At 41.1% G+C, this 19,910-nt stretch carries 20 protein-coding genes; 17 read left to right on the forward strand and 3 right to left on the reverse strand.

What is annotated here, in order from left to right; all coding sequences use genetic code 11:
* Positions 1-142: 142 nt before the first annotated feature.
* The 8 genes from CFT42_RS01115 to glnA all read left to right on the forward strand — a co-directional run bounded on the left by CFT42_RS01115 (position 143) and on the right by glnA (position 8,592).
* Positions 143-874: a glycerophosphodiester phosphodiesterase family protein gene (locus CFT42_RS01115; protein ID WP_088815189.1), complete on the forward strand. Its 732-nt coding sequence runs from the start codon at positions 143-145 to the stop codon at positions 872-874.
* Between the two features lie 172 nt (positions 875-1,046).
* On the forward strand, positions 1,047-2,723 hold the full coding sequence (locus CFT42_RS01120; protein ID WP_088808764.1) for a glycerol-3-phosphate dehydrogenase/oxidase: 1,677 nt from the start codon (positions 1,047-1,049) through the stop codon (positions 2,721-2,723).
* 111 nt (positions 2,724-2,834) lie between these two features.
* The gene (gene miaA, locus CFT42_RS01125; protein WP_088808765.1) at positions 2,835-3,749 is read left to right on the forward strand and encodes a tRNA (adenosine(37)-N6)-dimethylallyltransferase MiaA; all 915 of its coding nucleotides are present in this window, start codon (positions 2,835-2,837) and stop codon (positions 3,747-3,749) included.
* Positions 3,750-3,859: 110 nt separating this feature from the next.
* Positions 3,860-4,090: an RNA chaperone Hfq gene (gene hfq / locus CFT42_RS01130; RefSeq protein ID WP_088808766.1), complete on the forward strand. Its 231-nt coding sequence runs from the start codon at positions 3,860-3,862 to the stop codon at positions 4,088-4,090.
* 75 nt (positions 4,091-4,165) lie between these two features.
* The gene (gene hflX, locus CFT42_RS01135) at positions 4,166-5,383 is read left to right on the forward strand and encodes a GTPase HflX (protein WP_088808767.1); all 1,218 of its coding nucleotides are present in this window, start codon (positions 4,166-4,168) and stop codon (positions 5,381-5,383) included.
* Positions 5,380-6,633 carry a methionine gamma-lyase family protein gene (locus CFT42_RS01140; protein ID WP_088815190.1) on the forward strand — a complete coding sequence of 418 codons (1,254 nt, stop codon included), beginning with the start codon at positions 5,380-5,382 and terminating at the stop codon, positions 6,631-6,633. The genes hflX and CFT42_RS01140 overlap by 4 nt, the downstream gene beginning before the upstream one ends.
* Positions 6,634-6,820: 187 nt before the next feature.
* Complete coding sequence (locus CFT42_RS01145) at positions 6,821-7,189, forward strand: MerR family transcriptional regulator (RefSeq protein WP_088808769.1); 369 nt, start codon at positions 6,821-6,823, stop codon at positions 7,187-7,189.
* Positions 7,190-7,257: 68 nt separating this feature from the next.
* Entirely contained in the window at positions 7,258-8,592 is a 1,335-nt protein-coding gene (gene glnA / locus CFT42_RS01150; RefSeq protein WP_088808770.1) for a type I glutamate--ammonia ligase, read from the forward strand.
* 44 nt (positions 8,593-8,636) lie between these two features.
* Here the strand turns inward: glnA and CFT42_RS01155 are convergent, their stop codons facing one another.
* Positions 8,637-9,596, reverse strand: coding sequence for a metal ABC transporter solute-binding protein, Zn/Mn family (locus CFT42_RS01155; RefSeq protein WP_088815191.1), 960 nt, complete (start codon positions 9,594-9,596; stop codon positions 8,637-8,639).
* A gap of 179 nt (positions 9,597-9,775) precedes the next feature.
* Complete coding sequence (yidD, locus tag CFT42_RS01160) at positions 9,776-10,027, reverse strand: membrane protein insertion efficiency factor YidD (protein ID WP_088808772.1); 252 nt, start codon at positions 10,025-10,027, stop codon at positions 9,776-9,778.
* Positions 10,028-10,096: 69 nt separating this feature from the next.
* Between yidD and ytkD the strand changes: the two genes are divergently transcribed.
* A complete protein-coding gene (gene ytkD, locus CFT42_RS01165; RefSeq protein ID WP_088808773.1) occupies positions 10,097-10,582 on the forward strand; it encodes an RNA deprotection pyrophosphohydrolase in 486 nt (161 codons plus the stop codon).
* A gap of 24 nt (positions 10,583-10,606) precedes the next feature.
* Positions 10,607-10,849: a DUF2584 domain-containing protein gene (locus tag CFT42_RS01170; RefSeq protein ID WP_088808774.1), complete on the forward strand. Its 243-nt coding sequence runs from the start codon at positions 10,607-10,609 to the stop codon at positions 10,847-10,849.
* Between the two features lie 35 nt (positions 10,850-10,884).
* On the opposite strand, the gene CFT42_RS01175 is transcribed toward CFT42_RS01170, so the two are convergent.
* The gene (locus tag CFT42_RS01175; RefSeq protein ID WP_088815192.1) at positions 10,885-11,922 is read right to left on the reverse strand and encodes a S66 family peptidase; all 1,038 of its coding nucleotides are present in this window, start codon (positions 11,920-11,922) and stop codon (positions 10,885-10,887) included.
* Between the two features lie 121 nt (positions 11,923-12,043).
* Here CFT42_RS01175 and CFT42_RS01180 point away from each other — a divergent pair, with 121 nt between their 5' ends.
* The 7 genes from CFT42_RS01180 (at position 12,044) to CFT42_RS01210 (ending at position 19,712) form a co-directional block, all read left to right on the forward strand.
* The gene (locus CFT42_RS01180) at positions 12,044-14,284 is read left to right on the forward strand and encodes an ATP-binding cassette domain-containing protein (RefSeq protein WP_088815193.1); all 2,241 of its coding nucleotides are present in this window, start codon (positions 12,044-12,046) and stop codon (positions 14,282-14,284) included.
* Between the two features lie 441 nt (positions 14,285-14,725).
* Complete coding sequence (locus tag CFT42_RS01185; RefSeq protein ID WP_088815194.1) at positions 14,726-15,343, forward strand: GyrI-like domain-containing protein; 618 nt, start codon at positions 14,726-14,728, stop codon at positions 15,341-15,343.
* 97 nt (positions 15,344-15,440) lie between these two features.
* A complete protein-coding gene (locus CFT42_RS01190) occupies positions 15,441-16,424 on the forward strand; it encodes a glycosyltransferase family 2 protein (RefSeq protein ID WP_088815195.1) in 984 nt (327 codons plus the stop codon).
* Between the two features lie 12 nt (positions 16,425-16,436).
* Positions 16,437-17,453, forward strand: a complete 1,017-nt coding sequence (locus CFT42_RS01195) for a glycosyltransferase family 2 protein (RefSeq protein WP_088815196.1) — start codon at positions 16,437-16,439, stop codon at positions 17,451-17,453.
* A gap of 112 nt (positions 17,454-17,565) precedes the next feature.
* Positions 17,566-17,994 (forward strand): Rrf2 family transcriptional regulator, encoded by a 429-nt coding sequence (locus CFT42_RS01200; protein ID WP_088808780.1) that lies wholly within the window; start codon positions 17,566-17,568, stop codon positions 17,992-17,994.
* Positions 17,995-18,056: 62 nt separating this feature from the next.
* The gene (locus CFT42_RS01205; protein WP_088815197.1) at positions 18,057-18,689 is read left to right on the forward strand and encodes an NAD(P)-dependent oxidoreductase; all 633 of its coding nucleotides are present in this window, start codon (positions 18,057-18,059) and stop codon (positions 18,687-18,689) included.
* Between the two features lie 207 nt (positions 18,690-18,896).
* Positions 18,897-19,712, forward strand: a complete 816-nt coding sequence (locus CFT42_RS01210) for a glucosaminidase domain-containing protein (protein WP_167373837.1) — start codon at positions 18,897-18,899, stop codon at positions 19,710-19,712.
* Positions 19,713-19,910 lie beyond the last annotated feature (198 nt).

The raw sequence follows: 19,910 nt of genomic DNA on the forward strand, positions 1-19,910 counted from the left end.
TGTCATATCTTTGTTTGTTTCTTGAAGTCATGTACAATAATAACATACAAATATACCACTGTAACGCAGAAAAACGCGTCTTTAGAGAATTTTAATAAATTTGAGCCATTTGGAATAGTAAAAAAGAAAGGAGTGTTGGCATATGCTTGAAATCTATGCACATCGAGGTAGTTCCGGCACATTTCCAGAAAATACCATTCCCGCTTTTCAAAACGCCTTACTTTCGGGGTGCGACGGGGTTGAATTTGACGTGCAACTCACAAAAGATGCAGTCCCAGTCGTCATCCATGATGAAAAAGTTGACCGCACAACAAACGGTACCGGCTACGTAAAAGACATGACCTATAAAGAACTACAAGCACTTTGGATTAAAACGGGCGGGGCGGACGCGTCAACTTTGCGCGTGCCTAGACTAGACGAAGTACTAAACGTATTTGAAAACAGCCATATGCGTTTAAATATCGAACTTAAAACGGATAAATTTTCATATACGGGCATTGAAGAAATTGTGTGGCAAAAAACGAAAGATAATCCGCGGATAATTTTTTCTTCCTTCAATATGAAAACCCTCCAAAACATGCGCGCTTTAAGCGATTCAGTTGAACTTGCTTTTATTTGTTACAAGGAAAATGAAGCAGACGAAGCGCTCCTTGACGCGTATCAAATTCAGTCGTTGCATTTTTCTAAGCGAGCATTTCCAGTGAGAAAAACAAATCGTAAATTGCGGTACTGGACGGTAAATCAGACGGCGGAGATGGAAACCTTCCTTTTAGCCCAAGTAGCAGGTATTTTCACAGATTTCCCAAGTGACGCCGTACAGCTTCGTGAGCGGCTCAAACAAAAAAGTTTGCTTTCCAAAGAGGATTCGGTATAATGAAAGTAAGTTAATACGAAACAGTCTAATGATATGAGAGGGACTACAAACGGCGAGCGCAATCGCTATGTTTGTAGTCCCTTTTTCTATCAAAATGTTTAAAAAACGCTCGAAGTGGAAAAAGCCGAGTAGTTAACGGATAGTAGTCTAAAATCAAGGGGGCAAATACAAAATGGTACAATTATTTTCAGCATTTGACAGAGAAACAATTGAAAGAAAAGCGCAAGATGAAACATTTGATCTTGTTATTGTTGGCGGCGGGATAACGGGCGCTGGCATTGCGCTAGATGCAACAAGTCGCGGTATGTCGGTGGCGCTCATTGAAATGGGGGATTTTGCAAGCGGTACCTCGAGTCGTTCAACAAAACTTGTACATGGAGGTTTGCGCTATCTCCAACAATTTGAAGTGAAGGAAGTTGCAGAACTTGGAAAAGAACGGGCAATCGTTTATGAAAATGGACCGCACGTCACGACACCTGAATGGATGATGTTACCTTTCCATAAAGGCGGAAACATGGGGAAAAGAACGGCTTCCATGGGCATTCGCCTATACGATTACCTCGCTGGAGTCAAAAAAGATGAACGCCGTCAAATTCTTTCCGTGAAAGAAACACTCGCTAAAAATCCTTTTGTGAAAAAAGAAGGGTTAAGAGGCTCTGGATTTTATGTGGAATACAGAACGGACGATGCACGCTTGACTATTGAAGTGATGAAAAAAGCGGTTGAACTTGGGGCACTTGCCATCAATTATACACGTGCGGAAAAATTAATTTACGATGAGGCGAAACAAGTTCGCGGGGTGACAGTTACGGACCGTATTTCTGGTCGCGTATACGACATTCGAGGCCATAGAGTAATCAATGCTGCGGGACCTTGGGTTGACCGTGTGCGCAACCTCGACTATTCACACAACAATAAACATCTTCGTTTAACCAAAGGCGTTCATCTTGTTATCGATAAAAGTAAGTTCCCGATGGAGCAAGCTGTTTATTTTGATACGCCAGACGGTCGGATGGTGTTTGCGATTCCGCGTGATAAAAAAGTTTATGTTGGCACGACGGATACATTTTATGATGAGTTTCCGATTCATCCGAGAGCGCTTGAATCCGACCACACGTATGTGATTAAAGCGATTAACTATATGTTCCCAGACGTTAAAATTACCGAAAAAGATATTGAATCTAGCTGGGCAGGCGTTCGGCCACTGATTTATGAGGAAGGAAAAGATCCGTCTGAAATTTCCCGTAAAGATGAAGTGTGGTTTTCTGAAAGTGGTCTCATTACGATGGCTGGCGGTAAATTAACGGGCTACCGGAAAATGGCGGAAAAACTTTTAGATGAAGTGACAAAACCGTTAAGTAGCGAAACGGGTAAAACGTATCAAACTGTTCAAACGAAACATTTACCGATTTCAGGTGGAGATATTGGCGGCTCTGAAAATTTAGAGGCTTTCATTGATAAAAAAGCAAAAGAAGGCAGTAATCGCTTCGGTTGGTCACTTGCCATTTCACGTGAATTAGCGAAACGCTTCGGTACGAACATTGATCAACTCTTTACGTATGCACAAGAACATAAGGAAAAAGGTATTACGACACTTCCAAATAGTTTATACGCAGAACTGCACTATTCGGTTTATCATGAATCCGCTATTCACCCTGTTGATTTCTTGTTACGACGCACAGGTTACTTGCTTTTCGATATGCCGTATCTGCTTGAATGGAAAGATGCAGTAGTCGATGAAATGCAAAATTTATTCCACTGGGACGCTGAAACAGAAGAAAAATTGAAAAAAGAGCTTGAAGCGGAGATACAAGATGCTAGAGAGCCAGCGGATTGGCACGATAGATAAAGAAAGAGCTGACGATAATATCAAAATTATCGTCAGTTTTTATTTTGAAAAAAAGGTTTGCTTCTAGCGTTTTTCATGGTACATTAGTAGTAGATGCAAGGAGGGGTTTATTTGGCTGGAATTCCTGTCATTGTCCTCGTTGGTCCAACAGCAGTAGGAAAGACGGCGTTAAGTATCCAATTAGCGAAAAAATGGCAAGGAGAAATCATCAGTGGTGACTCCGTTCAAGTCTATAAAAAGCTGGATATTGGAACGGCTAAAATTACGGAAACTGAAAAAGAAAGCGTACCGCATTACTTAATTGATGTGGTGAACCCAGACGAACCGTTTACTGCCTCAAAATTTAAGGAAGCAACCATCACCGCGATAAGAGATATTTCTTCTAGAGGAAAACTCCCTTTTATTGTTGGTGGAACGGGTCTTTATATTCAGTCCGTTTTTTACGATTACGCATTTGGAAAGTCTGGCGAAGATGCTAATTTCCGTACTGAAATGGAACAGCTTGATAATGAAACGCTTTTTGCGCGCCTTAAAAAAGAAGACCCAAAAAGTGCTGAAACCATTCATCCGAACAATAAACGACGAGTAATTCGTGCACTGGAAGTCATGCATGCAAGTGGCCAACCGTTTAGTGCCATGCAAAACCAGCGTGAATTGAATCCTGAGTTTTCGCCGCTTTTTATTGGCTTGGATTTACCTAGGGAACTTTTATATGAGCGAATTAATGAACGTGTGCGACATATGATGGATGATGGCTTACTTGATGAAGCGAAATGGCTCTATGAACAACATCTAGGCGACAATTCGGCGACAAGAGCAATTGGTTATAAAGAATTATTTCAATACTTTGATGGTCAAGTCACTATGGACGCGGCTGTTGAATTAATTAAAAAGAACTCAAGACACTTTGCAAAACGCCAACTTACTTGGTTTAGAAATCGTATGTCTGTCAAGTGGATTAACATGCTTTCTGAAAATAGTTTTTTACAGGCAGATGACGCTATACAGCGTTTTTTAAACGAATAAACGGTTTATTAGTGCGAAATACAGGGTAATGAATTTAAAATAGTTCTCGGACTGTTTTAGATGAACCTCTTTGGGGGGAGTTCTTAGAAAGATAGATAGGAGAGGTAGACATGACTAAAGGTGGACAAGCGTTACAAGATCAATACTTAAATCAACTAAGAAAAGAGAAAATTTTGGCGACTGTATTTTTAACAAATGGTTTCCAATTGCGTGGAAGAGTTGTTAGCTTTGATAATTTCACGGTTCTTCTTGATGTTGAAGGAAAACAACAATTAGTATTTAAACATGCGATTTCGACATTTTCACCACAAAAAAATGTGGCACTCAATCCAGAAGACTAATCGTATTTCATTCGTAAGAGGGACAGGTGAAAACGCCTGTCTTTTTTGCTGCAAACATAAAAGAGGTGCGGATTTATGGAAAAAGAAAAAGTCATTCTTGTTGGCGTCCTATTAAAAGATGGAGATGAGACGGCGTTTCATTATTCAATGGAGGAGCTAGGGCGCCTTGTCAAAACGGCTAACGGCGAAGTGCTTGATGTGATGGTTCAAAAAATGGAGCGTGTGCGCCAAGCAAGTTTTGTTGGGCGAGGGAAGCTAGAGGAGCTTAAAAATCTGGTTTTAGAGTTGGAAGCTGAAACGGTCGTTTTTAACAGTGAGTTGACACCAACGCAAATTCGAAATATTGAAGCAGAGGTTGATGCGAAAATTATTGACCGAACTGGTCTTATTTTGGATATTTTCGCGATGCGCGCAAAATCGCGAGAAGGAAAATTGCAAGTCGCTTATGCGCAGTATGAATATTTGTTACCTCGCCTTTCTGGTCAAGGGAGCTCTCTTTCAAAATTAGGTGGGGGAATTGGCACGCGTGGACCTGGGGAGACGAAGCTTGAGATGGACCGGCGGCTTTTGCGGCTGAAGATGCATGAAATTAAAGAGGCGCTTATACAAGTGGAGAAGCATCGTGCGCGAATTCGCGAGAAGCGTAAGCAAAATGGAATTTTCAGGTTTGGTTTAATTGGTTATACGAATGCGGGGAAATCTACTATTTTCAATCGTTTGACGACTGCCGAGACGCTCGAGGAAGATCAGCTTTTTGCGACGCTTGATCCGACTACTCGGAAAGTAAGGCTTGCAGCTGGTTTTGAAGTGTTATTAACGGATACGGTTGGTTTTATTCAAGATTTACCAACGTCACTTGTTGCGGCTTTTAAATCAACGCTTGAGGAAAGTGCGGATATGGATATGCTTCTTCATGTGGTCGATAGCTCAAATGCAGATTATTTGAAGCATATTGAAACGGTAAAAGAGATTTTGCGTGCCCTTCAAATAAGTGATATTCCAATTTTAACATTGTATAATAAAAAAGATCACAAGCACCCGACTTTTGTTGCTACAGAAGCAAACTATAAGGAAATTTCAGCACTTAGTGCGGAGTTTTCAGGCGATATGCGCGAATGGCTGTTAACGGAAGTTAAAAAAATATGGCTTCCTTACTTTTTAACAGTAAAAGCAAGTGAAGGTACGAAAATAGCCTTTTTGAAGCGAACGACTTTTGTTTCAAAAATTGAGTTTGATGAAGAAAATGAAACCTATCAAATTCGCGGCTACTTTTCTGGAAAGGAAAAATTATGACGGAACAAGTGAAACGATTAAAAGAACGAGCAGAACAAATGATTGAAGCGCTACATAAGGAAACGGACGAGATTGCGGAACAAAACCAAGCAAAAGTGCTAGAAGCTTTTCGGAAAAATAAAGTGAGCGACTATCATTTCAATCCGTCAACGGGTTATGGCTATGATGATGAAGGTCGAGATACGCTCGAACGCGTTTACAGCGACGTTTTTCATACGGAAAAAGCTATCGTCAGACCGCAGCTGATTTCAGGAACACATGCGATTTCAACCGCGCTATTTGGCGTTTTGCGACCGGGCGATGAACTTTTGTATATCACCGGCAAACCTTATGATACGCTTGAAGAAATCGTTGGCGTGAGAGGAAGCGGCAATGGCTCGCTAAAAGATTTTCAAATTGGTTATGATGCTGTTCCTTTAAAAGGAAATCAAGTTGATTTTGATACAGTGGCGCAAAAAATCAATGCAAACACAAAAATGATTGGCATTCAGCGCTCAAAAGGGTATGCAAATCGCGATTCATTTAAGGTTCAAGAAATTGAAGTAATGATTCAATTTGTCAAAAAAATAAAACCAGATGTCATTGTATTTGTCGATAATTGCTATGGCGAATTTGTTGAGCTAAGAGAACCGACCGATGTTGGCGCAGACCTAATTGCCGGCTCATTAATTAAAAACCCAGGTGGTGGCCTTGCTAAAATTGGCGGCTATATTGCTGGGAAAACCGAACTTGTCGAATTATGTGGCTACCGACTAACAACGCCTGGAATCGGTTTGGAAGCTGGTGCTTCGCTTTATAGCTTGCTTGAAATGTATCAAGGCTTCTTTTTGGCGCCGCACGTCGTGGCACAAGCCATTAAAGGTGCGCGCTTTACAGCAGCCATGTTATCGTTATGCGGTATCGAAACTAGCCCAGCATGGGATGCAAAACGGACTGATTTAATTCAAAGTATTTCTTTTCATGATTCAGAAAGAATGGTGTTGTTTGCGCAAGCGATTCAAGCAGCCTCGCCAGTAAACGCTCATGTGAAACCAATTGGTGCCTATATGCCCGGTTATGCGGATGACGTCATTATGGCAGCCGGAACGTTCATTCAAGGAGCGAGCCTAGAACTTACGGCAGATGGGCCGATACGTCCGCCTTATGAGCTTTACGTGCAGGGTGGACTAACTTATGAGCATGTGAAAGTCGCTGTCATTGGAGCAGTTCAAGCGCTTTTAGAAAAGGGTGCGTTAAATTTACAAAACTAACATATCAATTGTAAAAAAAATAAATTTTTTTTGACGCAGTTTTAATTTCTGCGTCTTTTTAATTGTCAAAACGCTTCTGCCACAATAGTTTTAACAAGATGTTAGATTATCTGACATAAATTTGACAAATGATTTAACGTACATTATAATGCTACTATCATAAAAAAATAGTGAGGGGGAAAAAGCCGTGAGTGAGAAAGAAATTCGACGATCGATGCCTCTTTTTCCAATTGGTCCCGTGATGAAATTGACAGATTTAACGGCAAGGCAGATTCGTTATTACGAAGACCAAGGTCTGATTAGTCCAGCTCGAAATCAAGGGAACCACAGGCACTACTCACTTCAAGATATTGACACACTCCTTGAAATTAAAGACTACTTAAATGATGGTTTAAACATTGCTGGTATAAAAAAAATGTACCAAATGCAAGATCAAGAAAAGAAAAATCCACTTACGGATGAAGATGTTCGCAAAATTCTCCGTAAAGAAATGCAGCAAGCTGGGCGCTTCGTTAAAGGTGATGATTTATCCAAAAATCAATATCCGAAATTGTAACAAAATTCGAAATAGGTATTAACTTTTAAGAAGTTTATATAAATTGAGTATTGGGAGGATTTTAAATTATGTCAAATTATACTAAAGAAGATATTTTCCGCTTCGCAGATGAACAAAATGTTAAATTTATTCGCTTACAGTTCACGGATATTCTTGGAATCATTAAAAATGTGGAAATTCCAGTAAGTCAGTTGGCAAAAGCGCTCGACAATAAGATGATGTTTGACGGATCGTCTATCGAAGGTTTTGTTCGCATTGAAGAATCGGATATGTACCTTTTCCCAGATTTAGATACATGGGTTGTGTTCCCGTGGACGGCTGAAAAAGGAAAAGTAGCGCGTATGATTTGCGACATTTATAATCCTGATATGACACCGTTTCTTGGTGATCCGCGCGCGAACTTAAAACGCGTGCTTGCAGAAATGCATGAACTAGGTTTCACCGACTTTAACTTAGGACCTGAACCAGAATTCTTCCTGTTTAAACTCGATGAAAACCGTAAGCCGACACTGGAACTAAATGACTCCGGCGGTTATTTCGATTTAGCCCCTACAGATTTAGGTGAAAACTGTCGCCGTGATATCGTGCTTGAACTTGAAGAAATGGGCTTCGAAATTGAAGCTTCCCACCATGAAGTGGCACCCGGACAACATGAAATTGATTTCAAATACGAAGATGCCATTACGGCATGCGACAATATCCAAACGTTCAAATTGGTTGTTAAAACAATTGCGCGTAAACATGGTCTTCATGCAACGTTTATGCCAAAACCACTTTTCGGTGTTAATGGTTCTGGCATGCACTTTAATATGTCACTGTTCAAAGACGGCGAAAATGCCTTCTACGATGAAAGCGGTGAATTGCAACTAAGCGAAACAGCCTACCAATTCTTGGCGGGGATGTTAAAACATGCGCGTGGCTACACAGCTGTTACGAACCCAACCATCAACTCTTACAAGCGTTTAGTTCCAGGTTACGAGGCACCTTGTTACATTGCGTGGAGTGGTAAAAACCGTAGTCCACTTGTCCGCGTTCCAAGTTCGCGTGGACTTAGTACCCGCCTTGAACTTCGTAGCGTTGACCCATCGGCGAATCCATATCTTGCGATGGCAGTACTTTTAAAAGCTGGTCTTGATGGCGTGAAAAACAAACTCACTCCGCCAGCACCAGTTGACCGTAACATTTATGGAATGGACGAGGAGGAGCGTCACGAGGCAGGTATTTATGATCTTCCAGAAAGCTTAGCGCACGGTTTAATTGAGCTCTCAAAAGATGATGCGGTTCGTGAAGGTCTAGGTGACCACATTTATGAACACTTCATTGAAGCGAAACAAATTGAGTGTGACATGTTTAGAACAGCCGTTCATCCGTGGGAACGCGATCAATATTTGGAAATTTATTAAGCAAGCGAAAACCCCCGAAAGCAATCTGCTTTCGGGGGGTTGTTTTAATAGTTGAGCGCTTCTTTTAATGCGTCTAAATTGTCGTTCATGATGGAAATGTAATCGCGTTTCGCTTTCACATCACTTGGCATTAAAGTTTCGAGGTTATGCAATTTAAGCGCCTTTGTATCGGTTTCTTGTTGAATCACTTCTGCAATTTTAGAATTGGTATTTTGTTCGAGCATAATGTATGGAATGTTTTCTTTTTCAATAGTGCTCACAATGCTTTGTAATTTCTTTTGCGATGGCTCATCGCTCGTTGAAACGCCGGCAATTGGGATTTGGTGTAATCCGTAGGCTGTTTCCCAGTACGTATAAGCGGCATGTGCGGTCACGAAATCTTTGTGTTTGGCAGTGGCTGCCATATCCTTGTAAGATTCGTCAAGCGTTTTTAGCTTGGATACAGTTTTTTCATAGTTTTCTTCAAAAGTGGCTTTTTTCTTTGGCATTTCTTTAATTAGTTGATCTTTAACGGTCGCAGCCATTTCTTCCATGTAAACAGGGTAGAGCCAGACGTGAGGGTTGTAGTCGCCGTGTTCTTCGTGCTCTTCTTCGCCTTCATGGTCTTCTTCCTCTTCTTCGTGTTTACCAGCGTCAGGGTCTTTCGGCAAGTCTAATTTTTCAGCTAAAGGAACGAATTTTACATTTTCGTCTTTAAGTGATGATTTTGCTTTATCGACAAAACTTTCAAGGTTTAACCCAACATAAAAGAGTAAGTCGCTATCGGCAATTTTCATCATATCTTTTTGCGTAGGTTCGAAGCTATGCGCATCAGAACCCGCTGGATATACGCTTGTGACTTCCACGTTGTCACCGCCAATTTGTTCCGCTAAGTAAGAAAGGGGATAGACGGTTGTGTACACTTTTACTTTATCGTTATCTTGAGAGGCAGTTCCGCTTCCACAAGCTGCAAGTGTAAGTATGAGAGTTAAAACTGGAGTTATAAGTAATAATTTTTTAAACATTTTTCCACTCCTTTATTTTAAATCAAAATGATTCCGTTTTACACCTCGTAAAAATAAATCGTACTGATTACGATTTGAGGGACGATATTGATAATACATTATTTTTTTGAAAAAAGCAAGTGTTAATTAAAACTGCTAATCAAAATTAGCAGTTTTCGCTTTGTATGAAATGTGCTATATTAATGATGATGATGGTGGGAGCATTCTGTTTCTTTTTTAGGAGGGACTAAATCCACGCCGCCTTTATGGAAAGGATGGCATTTTAAAATGCGTCTAATCGCGAGGTAGCTTCCTTTAAAGGCGCCATGCGTTTCAATGGCTTCCATTCCGTACTGAGAGCAGGTTGGATAAAAGCGGCAAGATGCTGGTGTAAGAGGGGAAATGACTTTGCGATAAAAGCGTATGCCACCAAGTAAAAAGCGTTTTAACATGTTTTCACCTTCTATTAATTTGCTAGTTATAGCTTATCATATTTTTTGAAAAAAGAAAGGGGTACGTAAATGTTTTCTTATTTAGATGCTGTAGGATCAAAAGTCGCGATTTCGTTTGAACAGCGCGAAGAACAGTCAGACGATTGCCTGATTATCCCGTTTTATGAAGGAAAATGGCTTTTTACACACCACAAGAAACGAGGCATTGAATTCCCGGGTGGAAAAGGTGAGCATGGTGAAACGCCAATTGAAGCCGCGGCACGCGAATTGATGGAGGAGACGGGCGCTTATACGGACGATTTTCAGTTTGTCGCCGATTATTTCGTGGAATCAGCGGAAAGAACTTTCTCGAAACGCGTTTTTTTCGCACAAATCAAAGGGTTCCATGTTCAAGCCGACTACATGGAAACAGACGGCCCAGTGCTCATGAAAGGAAACATTCGTGAAATCGTGCAGCAACCGGAATTCAGTTTTTTTATGCGTGATGCGGGTATGCAGGAAATTTTACGAAATTTAGAGGAGAAACTAGCCAAAGAAAAGCCTTTTCTGCTATGATAAATAAGAAATGGAGGGATTCAGATGGGCATGCCACTTGAAGTTAATACGATGGTCGTAACGAAAGGCCGTGAGAAAAGAATTACAGAAAACTTTTTTGAATTAAAAAAAGACGGGTACCGCATTTATCCGATTGATGTACCCATTGAGCTCCGCAAAACGAAAGACGGAGAAGTGAATGGACTCGTTATCCCTAGAAAACTCATTTGGGAAAGCGATGCGACCATCATTACATATGAACTTGTTTCGTTAAATTCGAGTAATTAAAAAGAGACTGGGAATTTTCCCAATCTCTTTTTAATTTAGTATACGGCTGATTCTAGTAGGGTAAATGTTTTTTCTGCAGGATTTAGTTCGGCGATACGACCGTATGGAAGCGTGATTTTTGGCTCGTTATGGCCGAAGCTTGCGTTTGCGAAAACTGGTATATCTTCAAGATGAAATTCGCGGAGCACTTTAAGCGCGAGTTCGTGGTACTCCTCTTGGTAGGCGCCTTCTTTTGGCTTGCCGAAAACTATGCCATTCACGCGTGATAAAACGCCCATGATACCGTAATTTCGCAGCTGATCTTCAAACCACCACGGGTTCGCCTTCACCTCTGAGGTTTCCAAAAATAAAATGGCATCGTCGAAAGCGGCAAGCTCTGGAAACAAAGCTGTGCCTTTAGCCATTTCAAGAACTTCCATGCAACCGCCGATAAGCGGACCAGACGCGCGGTTTGTTCCTTGAATGATGTCATAGCTGTCATTTGGCACGAATTTGCGCGGTTTTTCACTGTTTTCAGGGAGCCATGGCAGGAATTCACCCGTTATTTCAGGGGCTGTTTCAAACCGAAGAGCTTGACTTGGATGGAAAGCAAGTTGTTCGAACGCGTTTTTGGTGAACGTAGGAAGTGCCACGTTTTCTGCAAAGTCACTCAAAATTGCCGGCCCGTAAAAACTGGATATGCCTGCTTTTAGGCACATTAAATGCGTGATGGTCGAATCGGAATAGCCGATAAAAATTTTAGGATTCTGTTGAATGATTGCAAAATCGATATACGGCAACATACGGATGCTGTCATTGCCACCAATGCAGGCGAAAATCGCTTTGATATCTGGGTTTTGGAAGGCGGCCATCAAGTCTGCGGCGCGCTTTTCAGGGTGGTGGTATATAAAATCAGAGCCGGCGAGCGTATGCGGCATTTCGATGACCTTTAAGCCAAAATGTTCTTGTAATCGTTTTTTGCCGACTTCATAGCGTCCGAGTAGTTCTGGGTCACCGGCAGCGCCAGATGATAAACTAATTGTTGCGACTGTATCTCCCTTTTTAAGCCGAGGGAGCTTTTGTAGGTTTAACATAAATTTCCCCTCCTTACTTTTTTTCTATTTTAGCATATTTCTGGTTGACAGGGGGCTTTGATTTCGGTACAATGATAAACCCTGATGGCTTCATTCAGGTAATAAAACTAGGGGGTATGACATGACACAAGAATACATCGAAATTAAAGGTGCTAGGGAAAATAATTTGAAAAATGTTTCTGTGAGAATTCCGAAACGTCAAATTACTATCTTCACAGGAGTCTCTGGTTCCGGGAAATCATCTATTGTTTTTGGAACCGTTGCCACAGAATCACAACGTCAGTTAAACGAAACGCACAGTGCTTTTGTTCGCGGCTTTTTACCAAAATATCGCGAGCCGGATACGGACGGCATTCGTGGTTTAGGTGCCTCTATTATTATTGATCAAAAACGGATTGGCGGTAACTCGCGCTCAACGCTCGGCACGATTACGGATATCAATCCTCTTTTTCGCGTTCTTTTTTCCAGAATTGGACAGCCAGAAGCTGGACCAGCAAGCTCATTTTCGTTTAATGATCCGTCAGGCATGTGCCCGGATTGTCAAGGCGTCGGTCGAAAAATTACGCTAAACTTAGAAAAGTTTCTTGATTACTCAAAATCATTAAATGAAGGAGCCATCCAATTTTCGAATTTCTCAGTTGGTTCGTGGTATTGGAACATTTATGCTTTATCTGGTTATTTTGACCTCGATAAAAAATTGGAAGATTATTCTGCGGAAGAAATGGAAAAATTACTAAATGGTAAGACAGAAAAGTTTGTACTTGAAACGGCAGGCGGCCCAATTAATTCAACTTATGAGGGTTTAATCCAAAAATTCGATCGCTTATATTTGAAAAAAGAAGGCGAAATGGGCGAGCGGACGAAAAAACAAGTCGATGCTTTTACAACCGAAGTGGCTTGTGATGCTTGTGGGGGCGCTAGACTTTCTAAAAAAGTGCTTGATTGTCGGATTAACGGCTTAAATATTGCGGATTATATGGCGATGCAACTTGATGAAGTGGTGGAGAATATCGCTAAAATTGATAATCCTTACGCGGAAGCGATGAAAGCGAGTATCGACGAGCGCGTGTCACATTTGATTGATATTGGTCTTGATTATGTCACACTTGACCGTGAAACGAGCACGCTTTCTGGCGGAGAATCACAACGCGTGAAAATGGTGCGTCATTTAAATAGTAGTTTAACGGATATGATTTACATTTTTGATGAACCAAGTATTGGGCTTCACCCGCGTGATGTCCACCGCTTAAACGAACTTTTGGAGAAGCTGCGCGATAAAGGGAACACCGTACTTGTCGTTGAGCATGATCCAGACGTCATTCGCATTGCGGATTACATCATTGATATTGGGCCAAAAGCCGGCAAACACGGCGGTGAAGTCACCTTCCACGGTACTTACGAGGAGCTTCTAAAAAGCGATACGCTCACCGGAAACTTCATGGGACACCACGAAAGTTTAAAAAGTGAAGTGCGAACCCCGCGAAGCTTTTTACCTGTGAAAAAAACCAACCTTCATAATGTGCGTGACCTTGACTTAGAAATTCCGACAGGCGTTTTGAACGTCATAACTGGGGTGGCGGGTTCTGGTAAGAGTACGATTATTAATGGGATTTTCAGAAAACAATATCCCGACGCAATTGTGATTGACCAATCCGCTGCTCATGCTAATTCCAGATCAAACCCCGCAACGTATTCGGGGATTATGGATAGCATTCGAAAACTATTCGGAACGGCGAATGATGTCAGTCCATCGCTTTTCAGCTACAATTCAAAAGGCGCCTGCCCAGAATGTAAAGGTCTCGGCTACATTGCGATGGATATGGCTTTCATGGATGCGATTCGCACACCTTGCGAAGCTTGTTCTGGCAAGCGTTTTAAAGAAGAAGTGTTGCAATACAAATTAAATGGACAAACGATTAGTGACTGCCTCGAAATGACGGTCACTGATGCGTTGCAGTTTTTTGAACTGAAAAAAATCACAAAGCAACTTCAGGCGATGGAGGACGTTGGAATTGGCTACTTGACACTTGGCCAAGCTTTAAGCACACTATCAGGTGGTGAGTGCCAGCGCTTGAAACTCGCGACAGAACTTCATAAAAAAGGCAGCGTCTATATTATGGACGAGCCAACGACAGGGCTTCACATGTCGGATACGAAGCATATTGTCGAAATCATGAACCGACTGGTCGATGCTGGCAACACAGTAATTGTTATCGAGCACAATCTCGATATTATTCGCCAAGCCGACTGGATTATCGATGTCGGCCCAGAAGGCGGAAGCAAAGGCGGAAGAATTCTTTTTGGAGGAAAACCAGCCGATTTGAAAGCCGTCCCAGATTCGATTACAGCAAAATTCATTTAACCCAAAATAGCGCGAAGCCAAAACTTCGCGCTATTTTTCTGTCGACCGGAGATAATGTGAAAAACCAAGGGGGCGACAGATTTTTGTGAAACTTTAGGGGAGAAGGGAAACGTGTAAATATGACTGATTTTGAGATGTGAAAATCACACCCAAAAACCAAATAATGAAAAGGTCGATAGAAATGCTCATTTGAGCTATTATAGGAGTAGGGCTGAAATAAGTAGCTGTTTTAATCTCTGTATTGTGAAATGTAAATCCCGTTTTCAGCAATTAATTAAGTATGCACTATAAAAGGTAATAAGTTACTTACTTTTAGTCTACACGCCACCCCCTCAAGCTCTGCTGCATCATAAAATTCAATTCCGTTCCTAAAATTGGTATAATCTAAATAGAGCGGGGATTCACTTGCTGCTTAACTTCCAACACGAAAGGACGAAGACTATGACAAAATATGAATGGCGCAAAGCTGAAAAGGGGCTTTATTTACCCAAAAATAAACCAATGAAACTCGATGTGCCGGCGATGAACTATATTACGATTACGGGAAAAGGGGATCCGAACGAAGGAGCTTTTAGCGAGCGTGTTGGGGCACTTTATGCGGCAGCTTATACGATTCGGATGCTTCCTAAAAAAGGCGTGACGCCGGACGGATATTTTGAATACACATTTTATCCGCTTGAAGGGGAATGGACGACGAGCCAGCGCGATAATGGTCCGCTTGACAAGAGCTTATTTGAGTATCGTATTATGATTCGCCAACCTGATTTTGTAACAGCTGCGCTATTTGAAGAATTGAAGCCGCGATTCGCTGAAAAAATTCCTGCGAAGCTTTTGGCCGAGCTGCGCTTTGAAACGATTGAGGAAGGGCCAAGCGTGCAGATGCTCCACAAAGGGCCTTACGACACAGAACCCGCTTCTTTTGAACAAATGGAGGAATTCTGTTTGGAAAATGATTGGGTGCGGCTGTCAAAGGACCATAAGGAAATTTATTTGTCAGATCCACGAAAAACAGCGCCTGAAAAAATGAAAACGGTGCTTCGTTTTAAAATTAAAAGTTAAACTGCAGTTTTTCGCTGCGGTTTTTTTGTGAAATTAGACAAATGCGGTTGGAAAAGGTATTCTTAAAGGGTGAAAACATTCTGTGAGGAGAATTTTTATGGAACCTTTAGTAAGCGTTATCGTTCCAGTTTATAATGTGGAAAACTATTTGGAGCGGTGTGCGGAAAGTATTTTTAAGCAAACGTACGCGCATTTAGAAATTATTTTTGTTGACGATGGCTCAACGGATAGTTCAGGTGCGATGCTAGAAACGTTTTCTGACCCTAGAATTCGCGTGATTACGCAAGAAAATGGTGGTCAGGCGGCGGCGCGCAATGCGGGGCTTGATCAGATGACAGGCGACTACGTCATCATGGTGGATAGCGACGACTATATAGCGCCGAATTTAGTCGAAAAATGTTTGAAAACGGTCACGCAAACAGAGGCGGACCTCGTGATGTTTACTTCTTATAATGTGAATCAAAGCGGCGACATGCAGTACATACCGCGGAATAGCGGGCATCTTTTGACAGATGCAGGAAGTGTCCCGTGGAATAAATTTTATACGGCTTCTTTATGGGAAAAGCTCCGTTTTCCGACCGGCTATTGGTATGAGGATCTCGGCGTGGTGCCAGCTGTCGTTTTGCGCGCTGAAAAGCCAGTGAAACTTGACGATGCGCTTTATTTTTACATAACGGACCGAGCGGATTCGCAGTCGAATTTGCAAAATGATACGAAATTTTTAGATGTCATTCCAATGCTTGAAAATGTCACAAACGAATTGAAAGCACTTGATATTTTCGAGGCATCCAAGGCGGAAGTGGAAACACTTTATATGGAACATTTAGTGTACCGGACTGTACTTCGGAAAATCATTTATTTGGAGGGGACAAAAAAGCGTAAAGAAGTGCTTAAAATTGTACGAGAAACGATGAACTCGCATTTTCCAAAGTGGGAGAAAAATGGGTACCGCTCTGGTAGCGGCTTGACCGCGAAGTTGAAATATTTGGCTGTTCGCCTGTATTTGCAAGGTTTTGTGCATTTAGGTGATTTAGTTTGGAAAGTACCGTTTGAAAAAAGAAGACAGCAAACGGGTTTTTAAAAGGAGAGAAAAATGAAGGTAAGTGTGATTATTCCGGCGTATAATGTCGGGGAGTATATTGAGGCGTGTTTGGATTCGGTGATGAATCAGTCTTATGAAAAGTTAGAAGTTATTGTAATTAATGATGGTTCGACGGATGACACGGGGGAAAAGTTGGCGCTTTTACAAGAGAAATATCCGACGATGCAAGTGATTACAAAAGAAAATGGCGGTTTATCTGCAGCGCGAAATGATGGCGTAAGGCTTGCGACTGGCGATTTTATTGCCTTTGTCGACAGCGATGATGTGATTGACCGCGACATGTATAAAAAAATGATGGCATCTGTAGAAATTTCCTGCGCGGATATCGTCACGATTGGCGTGGCACGTCTTGCGGGGGAAGATGTTTACCGCTCAGCATTGCATGAGCGTTTTATGCAAACGGATAAGTTTGATACGACGATTTTTGAAACACCAGAACTTTTATACGATACAACGAGCTGGAATAAAATTTATCGTGCTTCTTTTTGGAACGAGGCAAAACTGGAATTTCCAGTCGGTAAAACGTATGAAGATATTCCCGTTGTCATTCCCGCTTACTTAAAAGCCGAGCATGTCAACATCTTGAAAAATGTAGGCTATTACTGGCGTCACAGAGTTTCTGGCGATAAATCTATCACCCAGCAAAAAAATAACTTGCGCATGACACGCGACCGCTTAGATGCGCTACACGTTTGCGACGAGGCTTTTGCCACGATTCAAGACATCACACTGCGCTACAAAAAAGAGCAGAAATATCTTGAAATCGATCTTTTCTCAATGATTGAATGGCTTTTCTTAGTTAAAAAGGAGGATTACCGCACCGTTCAAAAATGGGTGTCCGACTACATGAAAGAAAGTCTCCAAACGAACGCAATTGAAACGCTCCCAAAAACTAAGCAAAAAATGTTCCGCCAACTTTTAAAAAACGCGCACCTGCGCTTCCGAATTGCAAGCCTGGAATGGTTCATGCTAAAGGCTATCAAACGTTTTACAGGAAAAAGCTCATAAAACTAATCTTTTGTTTCATATAAGTTTATCGCTAAAAAGGATGCTGTATGCGTCCTTTTTTTGTTGACAAAAAAACGTTTTGTAACTATAATGGTTACAAAGAGGTGAGGAAATGGCCATTTCAACACGTTTTAGTGTCGCTGTGCATATTTTGACACTCGTTTATTTAAATCGCGACAAACAAATTACGTCAGATTTTATTGCAGAAAGCGTTGGTACGAACCCAGTAGTCATTAGAAGAATTATGAGCCGCTTAAAAAAAGCCGGTTTACTACATTCAAAACCTGGTATTGGCGGCACCTATTTAGCGCGAGAACCGGATGATATGACTCTTTATGAAATTTATGAGGCAGCTTTAGGCTCGCAAACGATTTTTGACATCCATCAAAACCCTAATCCAAATTGTTTTGTCGGGGCAAATATTCAAGATACGTTAAATGAAACCTTTCAAACAGCTCAACAAAAAATGGAAAATGAGTTGAAACAAGTTACCTTAGCCAATATCATTGCCGAAATGACAACAAAGGCAAGCCAAAACTAAAGGCTTGCCCTAAAAATAAAACAAATTGTAACTAAGTCAGTTACGAAATAGGAGGAATACAAATGAAAGTAGCTATTATTGCAGCAAGTGGGAAAGCTGGAAACCAAATTTTAGAAGAAGCGGTGCGCCGCGGCATGGAAGTTACAGCAATTGTGCGGCATAAAGAAAAAATAACGAATCCAAATGTGCAAGTTTTAGAAAAAGATTTATTTGACTTAACTTTCGAAGATATTCAAGATCAAGATGTTGTCATTGATGCGTTCAATGCCCCGCATGGCCAAGAAGAGCTTCACCAAACATCATTAAAACATGTAACCTCGCTTTTAAAAGGAAAAACAAATCGTCTACTTGTCGTCGGTGGAGCAGGAAGTTTATATGTCGATGAAGCAGAATCGTTACGTTTAATGGACACACCCGATTTCCCCGTTGCCTTTTTACCAACTGCAAGCCATATGGGAAAAGCGCTCGATGCGCTAAAACAAGAAGCGGAAGTAAACTGGACTTATATGAGCCCATCAGCTTTCTTTAATCCAGAAGGAGCGGGAACAGGTACTTATATTTTAGGAGAAAATCAACTTTTAGTAGATGAAACGGGACAAAGTGAAGTGAGCTATGCAAACTTTGCAAAAGCGATGCTTGACGAAATTGAAGAACCAAAACATGTTAAAGAACGTTTCACCGTTCGAAATAAATAAAACGAGTTTCTTCTATATAATAGCTGTTGGCGAATTGCCGACAGCTTATTTTGCTTTTATCCTCTTTTTAAGAAAAGTTAAATTAGGCTAGAGGAGGATTGCATTTCGCTACAAATTGACGTATTGTGTAGACAGGGACTGGGAACAGAAAGGTGTGACACACAATTGCGGAAAAAAATGAAACGAAAAAAGAAGCGTCAGTTATTTATGACGTTAGGTATATTTATCGGCCTCATTCTAGTTGGTGTCATTGCGTCTTTTATACGGGAAGCTTATTTAGATTTAACAGCGCCAGAACCTGCTTTTAATACAAAAGAAGAGAAGTTTATCAATCAGCTTTCAAAGCATGCACAGGAAATTCAGAAAGAGCATCAAATTTTGACGAGCGTGACGCTTGCGCAGGCGATTTTAGAGTCGAACTGGGGTGAGAGCGAGCTTGCGAGTCAGGCGAATAATTTATTTGGTGTGAAAGGTAGGGCGGGGCAGCCAGTCGTGAACATGACGACAAAAGAGTTTTCAGACGGGCAATGGATTGAGATTCAAGCTAATTTCCGTAAATATGCCAATTGGAATGAATCGCTTGATGATCATGCAAATTTATTTTTGAATGGAACATCTTGGTCAAAAACGAAGTATCACGGCGTTCTTTCTGCCAAAACTTACCAAGCGGCTGCAGAGGAAATAATGAAAGCAGGCTACGCAACTGACCCAGACTATGCGAGTAAATTGGTGAGTATCGTTGAAAAATATGATTTGCATCTCTACGATAATATTCAAGATCAACTTTTGTCCAATAAGAAAATTTCGCAAGTAGCTGATGTAAGTACGAAAGAGCATGCAACGGTTTGGACGGTACCTTACGGGCTTGTTGGTGCGCAGAAAGTAGAAGATATTCAGTATTATAGTCGCGATCATTTACAACTTGTGCAAGTTGCACAGACAAGTAGCGGAAAATGGTATCAATTTGCTGTAGATGACAAAGTAATAGGTTGGATAAAAGCGGATTATGTTACTCTAAAATAGAAAAAAACAACGTAAAAGGGTCTAAAAAACTTGTCTTATTAGTAGGTTTTTAGACCTATATGTATCCTTTTTTTCACTACAAAAGAAAAATTTTTGAAGAAGTAAAGCACTTAACGCCTAAGTGTTTTATTTTTTTGTTATTTTTGTTACTTAAAAGAAATATATATTACATAAAAGTTTTGTTAGAATGAAATGGTT

It is taken from the genome of Listeria goaensis (assembly GCF_900186125.1).
Taxonomy (GTDB): domain Bacteria; phylum Bacillota; class Bacilli; order Lactobacillales; family Listeriaceae; genus Listeria; species Listeria goaensis.

Bases quoted from the DNA above. Each gene is read 5' to 3' on its own strand.
- CFT42_RS01115 (WP_088815189.1), top strand. From the start codon at position 143: ATGCTTGAAATCTATGCACATCGAGGTAGTTCCGGCACATTTCCAGAA.
- CFT42_RS01120 (WP_088808764.1), top strand. From the start codon at position 1,047: ATGGTACAATTATTTTCAGCATTTGACAGAGAAACAATTGAAAGAAAA.
- hfq (WP_088808766.1), top strand. From the start codon at position 3,860: ATGACTAAAGGTGGACAAGCGTTACAAGATCAATACTTAAATCAACTA.
- hflX (WP_088808767.1), top strand. From the start codon at position 4,166: ATGGAAAAAGAAAAAGTCATTCTTGTTGGCGTCCTATTAAAAGATGGA.
- CFT42_RS01140 (WP_088815190.1), top strand. From the start codon at position 5,380: ATGACGGAACAAGTGAAACGATTAAAAGAACGAGCAGAACAAATGATT.
- glnA (WP_088808770.1), top strand. From the start codon at position 7,258: ATGTCAAATTATACTAAAGAAGATATTTTCCGCTTCGCAGATGAACAA.
- CFT42_RS01155 (WP_088815191.1), bottom strand. From the start codon at position 9,596: ATGTTTAAAAAATTATTACTTATAACTCCAGTTTTAACTCTCATACTT.
- yidD (WP_088808772.1), bottom strand. From the start codon at position 10,027: ATGTTAAAACGCTTTTTACTTGGTGGCATACGCTTTTATCGCAAAGTC.
- ytkD (WP_088808773.1), top strand. From the start codon at position 10,097: ATGTTTTCTTATTTAGATGCTGTAGGATCAAAAGTCGCGATTTCGTTT.
- CFT42_RS01170 (WP_088808774.1), top strand. From the start codon at position 10,607: ATGGGCATGCCACTTGAAGTTAATACGATGGTCGTAACGAAAGGCCGT.
- CFT42_RS01175 (WP_088815192.1), bottom strand. From the start codon at position 11,922: ATGTTAAACCTACAAAAGCTCCCTCGGCTTAAAAAGGGAGATACAGTC.
- CFT42_RS01180 (WP_088815193.1), top strand. From the start codon at position 12,044: ATGACACAAGAATACATCGAAATTAAAGGTGCTAGGGAAAATAATTTG.
- CFT42_RS01185 (WP_088815194.1), top strand. From the start codon at position 14,726: ATGACAAAATATGAATGGCGCAAAGCTGAAAAGGGGCTTTATTTACCC.
- CFT42_RS01190 (WP_088815195.1), top strand. From the start codon at position 15,441: ATGGAACCTTTAGTAAGCGTTATCGTTCCAGTTTATAATGTGGAAAAC.
- CFT42_RS01195 (WP_088815196.1), top strand. From the start codon at position 16,437: ATGAAGGTAAGTGTGATTATTCCGGCGTATAATGTCGGGGAGTATATT.
- CFT42_RS01200 (WP_088808780.1), top strand. From the start codon at position 17,566: ATGGCCATTTCAACACGTTTTAGTGTCGCTGTGCATATTTTGACACTC.
- CFT42_RS01205 (WP_088815197.1), top strand. From the start codon at position 18,057: ATGAAAGTAGCTATTATTGCAGCAAGTGGGAAAGCTGGAAACCAAATT.
- CFT42_RS01210 (WP_167373837.1), top strand. From the start codon at position 18,897: ATGACGTTAGGTATATTTATCGGCCTCATTCTAGTTGGTGTCATTGCG.